The following is a 14,145-nucleotide window of genomic DNA, read 5'->3' on the forward strand; positions in this document are numbered from 1 at the left end:
GGTTCAGGCGATGGCGTCGCGCACGCTGCCGTGCGACGAGGCCAGCAGCGCCTGCGCCTGGTCGACACTGGTTTGTTTGATCAAGGCCACGATCGCCGTCTTGACGTGGTAGCCGCACTGCTCCAGCACTGCCTGTGCGGCCGCTTCGTCGGCGCCGGACGCGAAGGCGGTCAGGCGGATGGCGCGCCGTACCAGCTTGGCGTTGGTGGCCCGGAAGTCTACCATCAGGTTGCCGTACACCTTGTTCAGGCGCACCATCAGCGCGCTCGAGAAGGTGTTCAGCGCGATCTTCTGCGAAGTGCCCGCCTTCAGGCGGGTCGAGCCTGAGATGACTTCCGATCCGGTGTCAAGCAGGATGCCGATCTCGGCCTCAGTCGCCACGGGCGCATCGGGGTTGTTCGAGAAGCCGATCGTCAGCGCGCCGGCTTCGCGCGCAGCGCGCAGCGCGCCCAGCACGTAGGGCGTGAAGCCCGATGCGGCCAGCAGCAGCACCACGTCGTCCGGGCCCACGTTCACGCTCTTCAGGTCCGCCGCGCCCTGCTCCAGGTCATCCTCGGCGCCTTCCACCGCGACGAACATCGCCTCCGCGCCGCCGGCCAGCAGCGCCACGGCGCGGCCATGCGGCCACGAGAAGGTGGGGTTCAGTTCCACGCTGTCGAGCACACCGAGGCGGCCCGAGGTGCCGGCGCCGGCGTAGATCAGGCGTCCGCCCGCTTCCATGCGCGGCAGCGCCGCGGTGACGGCGGCGGCGATGCGCGGCGCGGCCGCGCGCACCGCTTCCACGGCGCGGGTCTGGTCGTCGACGAAGACGTTCACCAGTTCGGCGGTCGGGTACTGGTCGAGAGTGGCGTGGTCCTGGGCCGGGGTTTCGGTTTTCAGCATGGCCTTGTCTTTTCGGTGCGGAGTGATCGATAAAACCAGTGTAATACCAATTGTCCTGCCCGGCCCATGAAAGCTGGGGCCGTCATCATGCCGAAAAGTTATGCAGGCCAGGTCATGCCGGCCGCCGCAGTTCGGCAACGAAGTCGTAATGGTCGCTCAGGCAGTAGGAATGGGTCAGTTCCACCGGTTCGCCCGATTCCAGGTAGCCCACGCGGGTGATGAACAGCACCGCGCGGCCTTCCGGCACCGCCAGGCGCGCCGCCAGTTCGGCGGACGCATTCATGGCGCGCAGGTGCTGCAGCGCGCGCACCGGCATGTGCCCGGTCCTGGCCAGGTGGGCATAGAGCGAGCCGCCGACGTTCTCGGGCCGCGGCAGCACGGCGGCCGGGATCACGCTCACTTCATAGGCCATCACCACGTCGTCGGCCAGGCGCAGGCGCTCCAGGCGCGCCACCCGCGTGCTGGGCGACAGGCCCAGCGAGAGCTGTTCGTCGGCGTCGGCCTGCATGACTTCGCGCCGCAGCCAGTGGCTGCTGGGCGTGTAGCCGCGCTGCTGGAGCTGCTCGGAAAAGCTCGACAGGTCCGACAGCGGCTGCTCGATGCGCGGCGCGATGTAGTTGCCGGAGCCGCGCTTGCGCACTACCAGGCCCTGCTCCACCAGCTGGTCGATCGCCTTGCGCGCGGTGACGCGCGAGACTTCCAGCTGGTCGGATAGGGTGCGTTCGGAGGGCAGGGCCTGGTCGGCCTGGTAGCGGCCTTCGCGCACGTCGAGCGCGAGTTTGCGCGCCAGCTGCATGTACAGCGGCGAGTTGTCGTTCAGGTCGACCTGGAAGGCAGGGCTGGTGGTGTTCATCGGCATGGTCAGGGTGTGGCGCAAAGTGTAATGGCAACACTCGTCCCTGACACAGTGCACCGCATGAAAAAGCTTTGTATATGCATTCGCTTTCCTTATAAGCATACCACTTGATACCAATATAAAACGGTTATGCCAAGGCGACGGCTATTCATTTGGCAAGCCTTCCTGTCACTCCGTATGCTCATCCGACGCATTAAGCGATACACAACAACAAGCCATGGCGGCGAGAAGGAGACCGGATGAACGAGCGCAGGCGAAGTTTGCTGGGCATGGCCCTGCTGGGCGCGGTCGAGCCGCTGTTCGCTGCGCCCGCGTCAAGCGGCGGCGCAGCTGCGCTGTCTCTCGGTGCGCTCGACGCCGAACTCGCCGGCATCGTCAACGATCCGGCGATGCAGCTGGCCAGCCTGTCGGTGGTGGCGATCCGCGCCGGGCAGCCGGTGTACGAGCAGGCCTTCGGCCGACGTTTCATCGGCGCCAATGGCCTGCCAGACCAGCCGGCCACGCCCGCCACCCTGTTCCGCATCGCCTCGATCTCCAAGATGATGACCACACTGGGACTGATGCGTCTAGTAGAGGCGGGCCGCATCGACCTGGACGCCGACGTCTCGCGCTACCTCGGCTTCAGCCTGCGCAACCCGCACTTCCCCCAACGCGCGATCACGCTGCGCACCCTGCTCACCCACACCTCGTCGCTGCGCGACGAAGGCGGCTATTCGTGGCCGCTGGCCACCGCGCTGAAAGACGTGCTGGCGCCGGGCGCGCCGCTGTATGGCGAAGGAACAATGTGGGCGCAGCGCGCCGGCCCGGGCGAGTACTTCACCTACTGTAACCTCGGCTGGGGCGTGATCGGCACCGTGATGGAAGCCGTCACGGGCGAACGCTTCGACCTCCTGATGCAGCGCCTGCTGCTGCAGCCGCTCGGTGTCAATGCCGGCTACAACCCGTCCGCCCTGCCACCGGCGGCGCTCGGCAACCTGGCCACGCTCTACCGCAAGCGCACGACCGACACCGAGATCTGGAATGCGCAGGGGCCGTGGATCCCGCAGGTGGACGACTACTCGGTGAAGCCGCCGGCGCCGCCGGCCGGGATCGCGTCTTACGTCCCGGGCGCCAATGCGACGCCCTTCAGCCCCACCGGCGGCCTGCGCATCTCAGCGCGCGACATGGGCGTGGTGATGCGCATGCTGATGAACGGCGGCGTGCACGGCGGCCAGCGCCTGCTCCAGCGCGCCACGCTGGAGCGCATGTTTGCGCGCCAGTGGACCCACGACGGCATTGGCGCCAATGGCGATTCGCTGGGCGGCTTCTTCAATGCCTGGGGCCTGGGCAACGCCCATTTCCCGGACCGGCCGGGCATGGCCTTGGTCGAGGGCGGCGGCTTCGACGCGGTCGGCCACCTGGGCGACGCCTATGGCCTGCGCTCGGTGTTCGCGGCCGACCTGGCGCGCGGCAATGGCGTGATCGTGCTGGCCGGCGGCAGTTCGGCCGACCCGGAAATCAACAAGGGCCGCTACTCGGCGCTGGCGCGCTATGAGGAACGCATCCTGACTGCGCTGTACCGCCATGCCATCGTCGGCCAACGGCCAGCAACATGATCCAAACCTCTACATATATCCCGGTTATGAGGCTAGATGCGACTTTCATTGGCTGTCCTGTGGGCCAAGCCCTAAGCTCCACCCAACACTAAAAAGAAGAGTTTAGAATGCAGCAAATCATCGTCATCGGCGGCGGCGTGGTCGGCTTGACGTCGGCCTGGTGGCTGGCGGAAGCCGGCTACCGCGTCACCGTCCTCGAACGCGCGCCCGAAGTGGGCAGCGGATCCAGCTATGGCAACGGCGGGCAGCTCAGCTACCGCTACGTCTCGCCCTTGGCCGACGAGGGCGTGCCGCTGAAAGCCCTGCAATGGATGTTCCAGGACACCGGCCCGCTGCACTTCCGCCCGGAAGCCGACCTGCGCCAGTACCGCTGGCTGGCCAGCTTCCTGGCGCACTGTCGCGCCGACGTCAACCGCAAGACTACGGCCAAACTGCTGGAACTGGGCGAACTGTCGCGCCAGGGCATGAAGCAGCTCGAAGTGACGGTGCCGCTGGACGCCTTCGACTGGCGCGACGCCGGCAAGCTGGTGGTCTACCGTTCGCGCGACGTGTTCGAAAAAGCGGCTGGCAAGCAGGGCGCCGGCGAAATCTGGAGCCCCGCCGACTGCGCCGCGCGCGAACCATCGCTGGCCGCGGCCGAACCGCTGCTGGCCGGCGGTATCTATAACAGCGGCGAAGCGGTGGCCGACTGCCACGCCTTCTGCCTGGTGCTGGCCGACCGCCTGCGCGCCCACCCGCAGTTCCAGGGCTTCGTCCATGGCGAAGCGCGGCGCCTGTTGGCCGACCAGGGCCGCATCACCGGCATCGAAGTAGCGAACGGCCTTGACGTCCGCGTGCTCGCTGCCGACAGCTATGTGCTGGCGGCCGGCATCCAGAGCCGCACGCTGGCCGATACGGTGGGCGTGAGCCTGCCGCTCTACCCGCTCAAGGGCTACAGCCTGACTGCGCCGATCCGCGCCGACGACGTGGCGCCGGAAATCAGCGTCACCGACTTCGAGCGCAAGGTGCTGTACGCGCGCATCGGCAACAAGCTGCGCGTGGCGGCCATGGTCGACATGGTCGGCGAAGACCTGAGCCTGAACCCGAAACGGGTCGACGGCCTGACCCGCCAGGTGCGCGAAACCATGCCGCGCGCCGCCGATTATTCGAAGCTGTCGGTCTGGGCCGGCCTGCGCCCCGCCACTCCAAGCAGCGCCCCGATCATCGGCGCCACCCGCTACGGCAACCTGTGGCTGAACGTGGGCCATGGGCCGCTGGGGTTTACGTTTGCCTGCGGCAGCGCCAGTTTGCTGGCGGGGGCGATGCAGGGGGAGGCGCCGCCTTTCCCACTGGACGGGCTGAGCCTGCGCGCCTGAGCGCCGTCCCCGCCGCCTGAAATGGCGGATAATGGCGGCCATGTCCAAAACGACCACACCCGAGACCTGCCCCTGCGGCGGGCCGTCGCTGGCCGCCTGCTGCGGACCGTTCATCGAAGGAAGCGCCCTGCCGCCCACGGCCGAAGCGCTGATGCGCTCGCGCTACACCGCCTACAGCCAGAAAAACGAGCCCTATCTGCTTGCCACCTGGCACCCCAGCACCCGGCCGGCCGAGCCCATCATCGATGAGAAAGAAGCCATCCGCTGGCTGGGACTTGAGGTAAAATCTGCTTTACGTTTACGTCAACGTAAAGTAAATTTGCCGGACGATCCAGACAGCGATACGGTCGAATTCGTCGCCCGCTTCAAGACGGGGGGACGCGCGCACCGCCTGCACGAAGTGAGCCGTTTCCTGCGCGAGCCCGACCCCGCGACCGGGGCGCCGCGCTGGTATTACCTGGACGGCAGTTTCCCGAATAAAGAATAGAACAGCAGAGACAGAGGACGGCACATGCCCCAGATCGAGAGCAAACTCAACCCGCGCAGCGACGACTTCAAGGCCAATGCCGCAGCCATGCAGCTGGTGGTGGACGACCTGCGCGCCAAGGTGGCAAAGAATGCCCAGGGCGGCGGCGAGGCGGCATCCGCCAAGCACGTCGCACGCGGCAAGCTGCTGCCGCGCGACCGCGTGCAAATGCTGCTCGACCCGGGCACGCCCTTCCTCGAATTCTCCCAGCTGGCCGCCTACGACATGTACGACGGCGCTGCTCCAGCCGCGGGCATCATCACCGGCATCGGAAGGGTCAGCGGCCAGGAATGCGTGATCGTCTGTAACGACGCTACCGTCAAGGGCGGCACCTACTACCCGATGACGGTCAAGAAGCACCTGCGCGCCCAGGAGATCGCCGAGCAGAATAATCTGCCCTGCATCTACCTGGTCGATTCGGGCGGCGCCAACCTGCCGAATCAGGACGACGTCTTCCCGGACCGCGACCACTTCGGCCGCATCTTCTATAACCAGGCCAACCTGTCCGCCAAGGGCATCCCGCAGATCGCCGTCGTGATGGGTTCCTGCACTGCCGGCGGCGCCTACGTGCCGGCCATGAGCGACGAATCCATCATCGTCAAGGACCAGGGCACCATCTTCCTGGGCGGCCCGCCTCTGGTAAAGGCGGCCACCGGCGAAGTGGTGACGGCCGAAGACCTGGGCGGCGGCGACGTCCACACCCGCCTGTCGGGCGTGGTCGACCACCTGGCGCAAAACGACCTGCACGCGCTGTCGCTGGCGCGCACCATCGTGTCGAACCTGAACCGCGTCAAACCTGTGCAGGGCGCGTTGCGCGAAAGCCGCGAGCCGAAGCACGCACCGCAAGAACTGTATGGCGTCATTCCCGTCGACACCCGCAAGCCCTTCGATGTGCGCGAAGTGATCGCGCGCGTGGTCGACGGCAGTGAGTTCGACGAGTTCAAGGCGCGCTATGGCACCACGCTGGTGTGCGGCTTCGCCCATATCTACGGCATGAAGGTCGGCATCATCGCCAACAACGGCATCCTGTTCTCGGAGTCGGCGCTCAAGGGCACCCACTTCATCGAATTGTGCTGCCAGCGCAAGATCCCGCTGGTGTTCCTGCAAAATATCACCGGCTTCATGGTCGGCCGCAAGTACGAAAACGAAGGCATCGCCCGCAACGGCGCCAAGATGGTCACCGCCGTCGCCACCGCCTCGGTGCCGAAGTTCACCGTCATCATCGGCGGCTCGTTTGGCGCCGGTAACTACGGCATGTGCGGACGCGCTTTCTCGCCGCGCTTCCTGTGGATGTGGCCGAACGCGCGCATTTCCGTCATGGGCGGCGACCAGGCGGCGTCGGTGCTGGCGACCGTCAAGCGCGACGGCATCGAGGGCAAGGGCGGGCAGTGGTCGGCGGACGAAGAAGCCGCCTTCAAGCAGCCGATCAAGGAGCAGTACGAGCACCAGGGCCACCCGTATTATGCGAGCGCGCGGCTGTGGGACGACGGCGTGATCGACCCGGCCGATACCCGCACCGTGCTGGGCCTGGGACTGTCGGCCGCGCTGAATGCGCCGATCGAAGACACGAAGTTCGGCGTCTTCCGGATGTAAAGGGAGCTTGACAAAATGGACTACCAGACCCTCACCATCGCCATCGACGACAAGGTGGCCTCCGTCACCCTGAACCGCCCGGAACTGCGCAACGCCTTCAACGAGCACGCGATCGCCGAGCTGGCGCTGGCCTTCGACGAGCTGGGACGCATTGACGCCGTGCGCGCCATCGTGCTGGCCGCGAACGGCCCGGCCTTCTGCGCCGGCGCCGACCTGAACTGGATGAAGAAGATGGCCGGCTACTCGCACAGCGAGAACCAGGACGACGCCATGCGCCTGGCCGACATGCTGCGCACCATCTACCTGTGCCCGAAGCCCACCGTGGCCAAGGTGCAGGGCGACTGCTACGCCGGCGGCATGGGCCTGGTGGCGGCCTGCGACATCGTGGTGGCCAGCGATGTTGCGAACTTTTGCCTGTCGGAGGTCAAGCTCGGCCTGATCCCGGCCACCATCTCGCCCTACGTCATCAAGGCGATGGGCGAGCAGGCGGCGCGCCGCTACTTTATTACCGCCGAGCGCTTCGATGCCCAGGAGGCCCGCCGCATCGGCTTGGCCCATGAAGTGGTGGCGCCCGAGGCACTGGACGCGACCGTCGCCGGCATCGTGAAGTCGCTGGTGACCAACAGCCCGAACGCCGTGTGCCAGGCCAAGAAGCTGGTGCGCGAGGTCGTGGGCCAGCCGGTGAACGATGCGCTGCTGGGCGACACCGCCGGCCGCATCGCGGAAATCCGCGCCTCCATGGAAGGCCGCGAAGGCGTCGCCTCCTTCCTCGAGAAGCGCAAGCCGACCTGGCTGAACTGAATACCCTATTGAAAAGCCTGGAAACACCGTGAAGCCGCATACCTCTTCCGACTGGATCGCACGCAGCCTGCGCAGCGTATGGCACCCCTGCACCCAGATGCAGCACCACGAAGAGGTGCCGCTGATCGCGGTCAGCCACGGCAAGGGTCCCTGGCTGTACGACCACGAAGGGCGGCGCTACCTGGACGGCATCAGCTCCTGGTGGGTCAACCTGTTCGGCCACGCCAACCCGCGCATCAACCGGGCATTAAAAGACCAGCTGGACAAGCTGGAACACGCGATGCTGGCCGGCTTCACCCACGAACCGGTGGTCGAGCTGTCCGAGAAACTGGCCGCCCTCACCGGCCACAACCTCGGTCACGCCTTCTATGCGTCGGACGGCGCCTCGGCGGTCGAGATCGCGATGAAGATGAGCTACCACGCCTGGCGCAACGCCGGCTTCCCGGGCAAGCATGAATTCGTCTGCCTGCAGGGCAGCTACCACGGCGAAACCATGGGTGCGCTGGCCGTCACCGACGTGCCGCTGTTCAAGGATGCCTACGGCCCGCTGCTGCGCGCGGCCCACGTGGTGCCGGCGCCCGATTCGCGCAATGCCGGCGAAGGCGAAACCGCGCAGGACGTGGCCCGGCGCGCGATCGGCGCGGTGCGCACCCTGTTCGAGGAACGCGGCGACAACATCGCCGCCATCATCGTCGAGCCGCTGGTGCAGTGCGCCACCGGCATGGCCATGTACGAGCCGCTCTACCTGGAACTGCTGCGCGAGCTGTGCGACCAGCACCGCGTGCACCTGATCGCCGACGAGATCGCGGTGGGCTGCGGGCGCACCGGCACCTTCTTCGCCTGCGAGCAGGCCGCCATCTGGCCGGACTTCCTGTGCCTGTCCAAGGGCATCAGCGGCGGCTACCTGCCGCTGTCGCTGGTGCTCACCAGCGACGAGATCTACCAGGCCTTCTACAGCCAGGACATCACGCGCGGCTTCCTGCATTCGCACTCCTATACCGGCAACCCGCTGGCCTGCCGCGCGGCCCTGGCCACGCTGCAGATCTTCGAAGACGACGACGTGTTGAACCGCAACCGCGAGCTGGCCACCAAGCTCACCGTGGCGCTGGCGCCGCTGGCCGAGCACGACCGCGCCCGCCACTTCCGCCAGCGCGGCATGATCTTCGCGTTCGATGCGATCGAAAACGACCCGGACCGCGCATCGACCTTCTCGCGCCGCTTCTTCAGCACCGCGGTGGAAAACGAACTGCTGCTGCGCCCCATCGGCCGCACGGTCTACCTGATGCCGCCCTACATCCTGGACGACGAAGAAGCCACCGGCCTGGCCGAGCGCACGCTGAAGGTGTTCGAATCCGTGATCGCGCCCTGACATGATCGATCTCATCGCCGGCATCGACGCCAAACTCGACACCCTGGCCGCGCACAGCCTCACGCGCCGCCGGCGGGTGGCCGACAGCGCCTGCGCGCCGCGCCAGGTGGTGGACGGCCGGTCCATGCTGGCCTTCTGCAGCAACGACTACCTTGGCCTGGCGGCGCATCCGCAAGTCGTCGATGCCTTGCGCGAAGGCGCCAGCCGTTACGGCGCCGGCAGCGGCGCCTCGCACCTCGTCAGTGGCCACAGCCGCGCGCATGCCTTGCTCGAGCACCGCCTCGGGCAGTGGATGGCGCCGTATATCGACAAGGCCCGCGCGCTCTACCTGTGCACCGGCTACATGGCCAACCTGGCGGTACTGACCGCGCTGGGCGCCGATGCCGATGCGATGATTTTTTCGGAAGCGCTGAACCACGCCTCGCTGATCGACGGTGCGCGCCTGGCCAAGGCCGCCGTCGCCGTGTATCCGCACGGCGACGTGGCCAGGCTGGAGCAGCAGCTGCAAGCCAGCAGCGCCGCAACGAAGATCGTCGTCACCGACAGCGTCTTCAGCATGGATGGCAACCTGGCCCCGCTGCCCGCTTTGCTGGCGCTGTGCGAGCGCCACGGCGCCTGGCTCGTTATCGACGACGCCCACGGTTTCGGCGTGCTGGGCGACACCGGCCGCGGCGCGCTGGAGCATTTCAAGCTGCACTCGCCGAACCTGGTCTACATGGGCACGCTCGGCAAGGCGGCCGGCGTGGGCGGGGCCTTCATCGCGGCGCATGCCAGCGTGATCGAGCTGCTGGTGCAGCGCTCGCGCCCCTATATCTACACCACCGCCGCGCCACCGGCGCTGGCGCATGCGCTGCAAGCGAGCCTGGACATCATCGAGGGCGAGGAAGGTGCGCAGCGGCGCGCCCACCTGGCCGCGCTGGTGGCCACGCTGCAGGGCGCGCTGCGCCTCGAACGCTGGCAACTGGCGGCATCGAATACGGCGATCCAGCCCATCGTCATCGGCGGCAACGACGACGCGCTGCGCGCCGCCGCCGGCCTGCACGAGCAGGGCCTGTGGGTGCCGGCGATCCGCCCGCCGACCGTGGCGGCGGGGACGGCGCGCCTGCGCGTCACGCTGTCGGCGGCGCACACCCACGACGAGGTGGCCACGCTGGCGCACGCGCTGAACGAACTGGAAAGGTCCACGCCATGAACAACCTCAACGAGCCTCAGGCACTGACGCCGATCGACGTCGTGCACGGCCACGCCGAAGCGGTGGTGGATGCACCCGCATCGACGCCCGAGCTGCAGCCCGCGCCCCAGGCGCTGGACGGCGTGCCGGCACGCTTCTGCTGCTTCGTCACCGGCACCGACACCGAGATCGGCAAGACCCTGGTCTCCAGCGCCATCCTGCACAAGCTGGTGCAGGGCGGCCGCCGCGCATGCGGCATGAAGCCGGTCGCCGCCGGCGCCGTGATGGTCGAGGGCGAACTGCACAACGAGGACGCCGACATGCTGCGCGCCGCCGGCAACGTGCACCTGCCATCGAGTATCACGACGCCCTTCATGCTCAAGGAACCGGCCGCGCCGCACATCGCCGCGGCGCTGGAAGGCGTCACCATCGAAGCGGTGCCGATCCTGGCGGCCTATACCGAAATCCTGGCGGCGTCCGATGCGGTCGTGGTCGAAGGCGTGGGCGGCTTTCGCGTTCCGTTCAACGACGATTTCGACAGCGCCGACCTGGCCGCCCAGCTCAACCTGCCGGTGATCCTGGTGGTGGGCATGCGGCTGGGCTGCATCAGCCACGCGCTGCTGACCGTGGAGGCGATCGTCGCGCGCGGCCTGGTGCTGGCCGGCTGGGTCGCCAACACGGCGGACCCGGACATGCGCTTCGCGCGCGAGAACATCGAGGCGCTGCAACAACGCATCCCGGCGCCGCTGCTGGGCCACGTGCCCCGCCTGCAAGTCCCGACGGCAGCCGCCGCCGCCGAATTCATCGACCTTGCGGGACTGCCAGGCTGGCATTCCCCGCGGTCCTAGTTACAAAGGAAGTCACCATGTCGCAATCCAATACCATCGCCCTGCACCGCCCGACCGCCATCAAGCCGCCGGAAAACGTCACCTGGCCGCTGGCCGACGTCCTGGCGCTGTACGAGCTGCCCTTCAATGAGCTGATGCACCGCGCCCAAAGCGCGCACCGCACCCACTTCCCGGATGGCGACGTCGAACTGGCGACCCTGCTGTCGATCAAGACCGGCGGCTGCGAAGAGGATTGCGGCTACTGCCCGCAGGCCGCGCGCTACGACACCGGCGTGGAAGCGAAGAAGATCCTCGACCTCGACACCGTGCTCGACGCCGCGCGCGAAGCCAAGGCCAATGGCGCGACCCGCTTCTGCATGGGCGCGGCCTGGCGCAGCCCGAAGGAGCGCGACATGGACAAGGTCGAGACGATGGTGCGCGAAGTGAAGGCGCTCGGGATGGAAACCTGCGCCACGCTCGGCATGCTGGAAGAAGGCCAGGCCGAGCAGCTCAAGAATGCTGGCCTGGACTACTACAACCACAACATCGACACCGCGCCGGACTTCTACAACAACGTGATCTCCACCCGCGAATACCAGGACCGCCTGGACACGCTGGGCCGCGTGCGCAGCGCCGGGCTGAAGGTGTGCTGCGGCGGCATCGTGGGCATGGGCGAGACGCGCGAGCAGCGCGCCGGCCTGATCGCCCAGCTGGCCAACCTGAACCCGTATCCGGAATCGGTCCCGGTCAACCACCTGGTGCAGGTCGAAGGCACGCCGCTGCACGGCATCGAGAAGCTCGACCCGATCGAGTTCGTGCGCACCATCGCGGTGGCCCGCATCACCATGCCGCAAGCGCGCGTGCGCCTGTCGGCCGGCCGGCGCGAGCTGGGCGAAGCGGTGCAGGCGATGTGCTTCATGGCGGGCGCCAACTCGATCTTCTATGGCGACAAGCTGCTCACCACCGGCAACCCGGAAGCCGACGACGACCGCGTGCTCCTGGCCAAGCTGGGCCTGAAAACCCGCGCCGCGACGCTGGAATCGGCGCCCAAGGCTGCCTGCGGCTGCTAACAGACCTGCGGCCGGGGAGACACGGCCGTTCATGAACTGACAATCAAGAAGCGAAAGATCAACGCATGTTCACCAAAATCCTCATCGCCAACCGTGGCGAAATCGCCTGCCGTGTCGCCGCCACCGCGCGCCGCATGGGTATCCGCACCGTCGCCGTCTATTCGGAAGCCGACGCGGGGTCCAAGCACGTGGCGGTCTGCGATGAGGCGGTGCTGATCGGCCCTGCCGCCGCCAAGGAAAGCTACCTGGTAGGCCAGAAGATCATCGAGGTGGCCAAGGCCACCGGCGCACAGGCGATCCACCCGGGCTACGGCTTCCTGTCCGAGAACGCCGGCTTCGCCGACGCCGTGCAGGCGGCCGGCCTGGTCTTCATCGGGCCGCCGGGCTCCTCGATGCGCGCGATGGGCTCGAAGTCCGCCGCCAAGCAGCTGATGGAAGGCGCCAACGTGCCGCTGGTGCCGGGCTACCACGGCGACAACCAGGAACCCGCTTTCCTGCGCGAGCAGGCCGACCGCATCGGCTATCCGGTGCTGCTCAAGGCCAGCGCCGGCGGCGGCGGCAAGGGCATGCGCGTGGTCGAGCGCTCGGAAGATTTCGAAGCCGCGCTGGCCTCGTGCAAGCGCGAAGCGATCAGCTCCTTTGGCGACGACAAGGTGCTGGTCGAAAAATACCTGATCCGCCCGCGCCACATCGAGATCCAGGTGTTCGCCGACACCCACGGCAACTGCGTCTACCTGCACGAGCGCGACTGCTCGGTGCAGCGCCGCCACCAGAAGGTGCTGGAAGAAGCGCCGGCGCCGGGCATGACGCCGGAGCGCCGCTCGGCCATGGGCGAAGCGGCCGTCAACGCCGCGCGCGCCGTCGGCTACGTGGGCGCCGGCACGGTGGAATTCATCGCCAACCAGGACGGCTCGTTCTACTTCATGGAGATGAACACCCGCCTGCAGGTGGAGCACCCGGTCACCGAGATGATCACCGGGACCGACCTGGTGGAGTGGCAGCTGCGCGTGGCCGCCGGCCAGCCACTACCGAAAAAGCAGCATGAACTGGCGATCCACGGCCATGCGATCGAGGCGCGCATCTACGCCGAGAATCCCGAGAAAGGCTTTTTGCCGTCGATCGGCACCCTGCGCCACATGGACACCCCGGCCGCCGTCGAGTTCGAACTGGGCGCCTTCGGCCTTGATCCGGCCGCCGTGCGCGTCGATTCGGGCGTGCGCGAAGGCGACGCCATCTCGCCCTATTACGATCCGATGATCGCCAAGCTGATCGTCTGGGGCGCCGACCGCAACCAGGCGCTGGCGCGGCTGTCGCAGGCGCTGAGCGAGTTCCAGATCGTGGGCCTGGCGACCAACATCGCCTTCCTCAAGCGCCTGGTTGAGGGCGAGGCCTTCTCCAGCGCCGACCTGGACACCGGCCTGATCGACCGGCACGGCGAGACGCTGTTCCCGGCGCCCTCGCCCGCCCCGCTGGGCGCGCTGGCGCTGGCGGCGCTGTCGCTGAGCAGCAGTGAAGACCAGCGCGGTTCAGCCAACCCGGCCGAACCATGGGCCCAGGCCCACGGCTGGCGCATGAACAGCGCCTACCGCCGCGTGCTGTCATTTGCCGACGAGTTCACGGGCGCCAATCACTACCAGGTGGGCCTGACCTACGATGCCAAAGGCTGGGTGATCGACGCCAACGGCGAGCGCCAGCAGCTCGACCTGGTCCGCAGCGAGGGCGCCGAACTCACCATTCGCCTGGGCGAAACCTCGCTGCACGGCAGCGTGCGCCGCGATGGCGACCTGTTCCACGTATTCACCGGCGGCCGTCATTACACGCTGGCGTACAATGACCCGATGGCGCACGCTGGCGAGCAGGAAGCCGCGGGCGGCCGCCTCACCGCGCCGATGCCGGGCAAGGTGGTGGCCGTGCTGGCCGTGGCCGGCAAGGACGTGAAAAAGGGCGAGCCGCTGGTCATCATGGAAGCGATGAAGATGGAACACACGATTGCCGCACCGAGCGACGGCCTGGTGGAGGAAGTGCTGTACCAGGTCGGCGACCAGGTGGCGGACGGCGCGCCGCTGCTGGCGTTCAAGGCGGCGTAACCACACCATAAAA

12 protein-coding genes are annotated in these 14,145 nt (G+C 67.5%); 10 read left to right on the plus strand and 2 right to left on the minus strand.

The window, feature by feature from the left end; all coding sequences use genetic code 11:
• Window positions 1-3: 3 nt before the first annotated feature.
• Together BM031_RS00205 and BM031_RS00210 are read right to left on the minus strand one after the other, a co-directional pair.
• Window positions 4-882: an N-acetylmuramic acid 6-phosphate etherase gene (locus BM031_RS00205; RefSeq protein ID WP_091869458.1), complete on the minus strand. Its 879-nt coding sequence runs from the start codon at window positions 880-882 to the stop codon at window positions 4-6.
• 112 nt (window positions 883-994) lie between these two features.
• A complete protein-coding gene (locus BM031_RS00210) occupies window positions 995-1,735 on the minus strand; it encodes a GntR family transcriptional regulator (RefSeq protein WP_091869461.1) in 741 nt (246 codons plus the stop codon).
• Window positions 1,736-1,977: 242 nt separating this feature from the next.
• On the opposite strand from BM031_RS00210, the gene BM031_RS00215 reads away from it, so the two are divergent.
• The 10 genes from BM031_RS00215 to BM031_RS00260 all read left to right on the plus strand — a co-directional run bounded on the left by BM031_RS00215 (window position 1,978) and on the right by BM031_RS00260 (window position 14,132).
• The gene (locus BM031_RS00215) at window positions 1,978-3,333 is read left to right on the plus strand and encodes a serine hydrolase domain-containing protein (protein ID WP_229408338.1); all 1,356 of its coding nucleotides are present in this window, start codon (window positions 1,978-1,980) and stop codon (window positions 3,331-3,333) included.
• 107 nt (window positions 3,334-3,440) lie between these two features.
• Entirely contained in the window at window positions 3,441-4,688 is a 1,248-nt protein-coding gene (locus BM031_RS00220; RefSeq protein ID WP_091869464.1) for a D-amino acid dehydrogenase, read from the plus strand.
• A gap of 40 nt (window positions 4,689-4,728) precedes the next feature.
• Window positions 4,729-5,175 (plus strand): YchJ family protein, encoded by a 447-nt coding sequence (locus BM031_RS00225; RefSeq protein WP_091870336.1) that lies wholly within the window; start codon window positions 4,729-4,731, stop codon window positions 5,173-5,175.
• Window positions 5,176-5,199: 24 nt separating this feature from the next.
• Complete coding sequence (locus BM031_RS00230) at window positions 5,200-6,807, plus strand: carboxyl transferase domain-containing protein (protein ID WP_091869467.1); 1,608 nt, start codon at window positions 5,200-5,202, stop codon at window positions 6,805-6,807.
• Between the two features lie 15 nt (window positions 6,808-6,822).
• Window positions 6,823-7,608, plus strand: a complete 786-nt coding sequence (locus tag BM031_RS00235) for an enoyl-CoA hydratase/isomerase family protein (protein WP_091869470.1) — start codon at window positions 6,823-6,825, stop codon at window positions 7,606-7,608.
• Between the two features lie 28 nt (window positions 7,609-7,636).
• Complete coding sequence (bioA, locus tag BM031_RS00240; protein WP_091869473.1) at window positions 7,637-8,977, plus strand: adenosylmethionine--8-amino-7-oxononanoate transaminase; 1,341 nt, start codon at window positions 7,637-7,639, stop codon at window positions 8,975-8,977.
• Window position 8,978: 1 nt separating this feature from the next.
• The gene (gene bioF, locus BM031_RS00245) at window positions 8,979-10,169 is read left to right on the plus strand and encodes an 8-amino-7-oxononanoate synthase (protein WP_091869476.1); all 1,191 of its coding nucleotides are present in this window, start codon (window positions 8,979-8,981) and stop codon (window positions 10,167-10,169) included.
• Window positions 10,166-10,996 (plus strand): dethiobiotin synthase, encoded by an 831-nt coding sequence (gene bioD, locus BM031_RS00250; protein ID WP_091869478.1) that lies wholly within the window; start codon window positions 10,166-10,168, stop codon window positions 10,994-10,996. Before bioF ends, bioD begins: the two co-directional genes overlap by 4 nt.
• 17 nt (window positions 10,997-11,013) lie before the next feature.
• Window positions 11,014-12,045, plus strand: coding sequence for a biotin synthase BioB (gene bioB / locus BM031_RS00255; protein ID WP_229408339.1), 1,032 nt, complete (start codon window positions 11,014-11,016; stop codon window positions 12,043-12,045).
• 65 nt (window positions 12,046-12,110) lie between these two features.
• Complete coding sequence (locus BM031_RS00260) at window positions 12,111-14,132, plus strand: acetyl/propionyl/methylcrotonyl-CoA carboxylase subunit alpha (protein WP_091869481.1); 2,022 nt, start codon at window positions 12,111-12,113, stop codon at window positions 14,130-14,132.
• Window positions 14,133-14,145 lie beyond the last annotated feature (13 nt).

The organism is Massilia yuzhufengensis, assembly GCF_900112225.1.
GTDB lineage: Bacteria > Pseudomonadota > Gammaproteobacteria > Burkholderiales > Burkholderiaceae_D > Telluria > Telluria yuzhufengensis.

Excerpts from the sequence above, each read along its gene's own strand:
- BM031_RS00235 (WP_091869470.1), top strand. The coding sequence starts at position 6,823 with ATGGACTACCAGACCCTCACCATCGCCATCGACGACAAGGTGGCCTCC.
- BM031_RS00210 (WP_091869461.1), bottom strand. The coding sequence starts at position 1,735 with ATGAACACCACCAGCCCTGCCTTCCAGGTCGACCTGAACGACAACTCG.
- bioB (WP_229408339.1), top strand. The coding sequence starts at position 11,014 with ATGTCGCAATCCAATACCATCGCCCTGCACCGCCCGACCGCCATCAAG.
- BM031_RS00230 (WP_091869467.1), top strand. The coding sequence starts at position 5,200 with ATGCCCCAGATCGAGAGCAAACTCAACCCGCGCAGCGACGACTTCAAG.
- BM031_RS00215 (WP_229408338.1), top strand. The coding sequence starts at position 1,978 with ATGAACGAGCGCAGGCGAAGTTTGCTGGGCATGGCCCTGCTGGGCGCG.
- bioF (WP_091869476.1), top strand. The coding sequence starts at position 8,979 with ATGATCGATCTCATCGCCGGCATCGACGCCAAACTCGACACCCTGGCC.
- BM031_RS00225 (WP_091870336.1), top strand. The coding sequence starts at position 4,729 with ATGTCCAAAACGACCACACCCGAGACCTGCCCCTGCGGCGGGCCGTCG.
- bioD (WP_091869478.1), top strand. The coding sequence starts at position 10,166 with ATGAACAACCTCAACGAGCCTCAGGCACTGACGCCGATCGACGTCGTG.
- BM031_RS00260 (WP_091869481.1), top strand. The coding sequence starts at position 12,111 with ATGTTCACCAAAATCCTCATCGCCAACCGTGGCGAAATCGCCTGCCGT.
- BM031_RS00205 (WP_091869458.1), bottom strand. The coding sequence starts at position 882 with ATGCTGAAAACCGAAACCCCGGCCCAGGACCACGCCACTCTCGACCAG.
- BM031_RS00220 (WP_091869464.1), top strand. The coding sequence starts at position 3,441 with ATGCAGCAAATCATCGTCATCGGCGGCGGCGTGGTCGGCTTGACGTCG.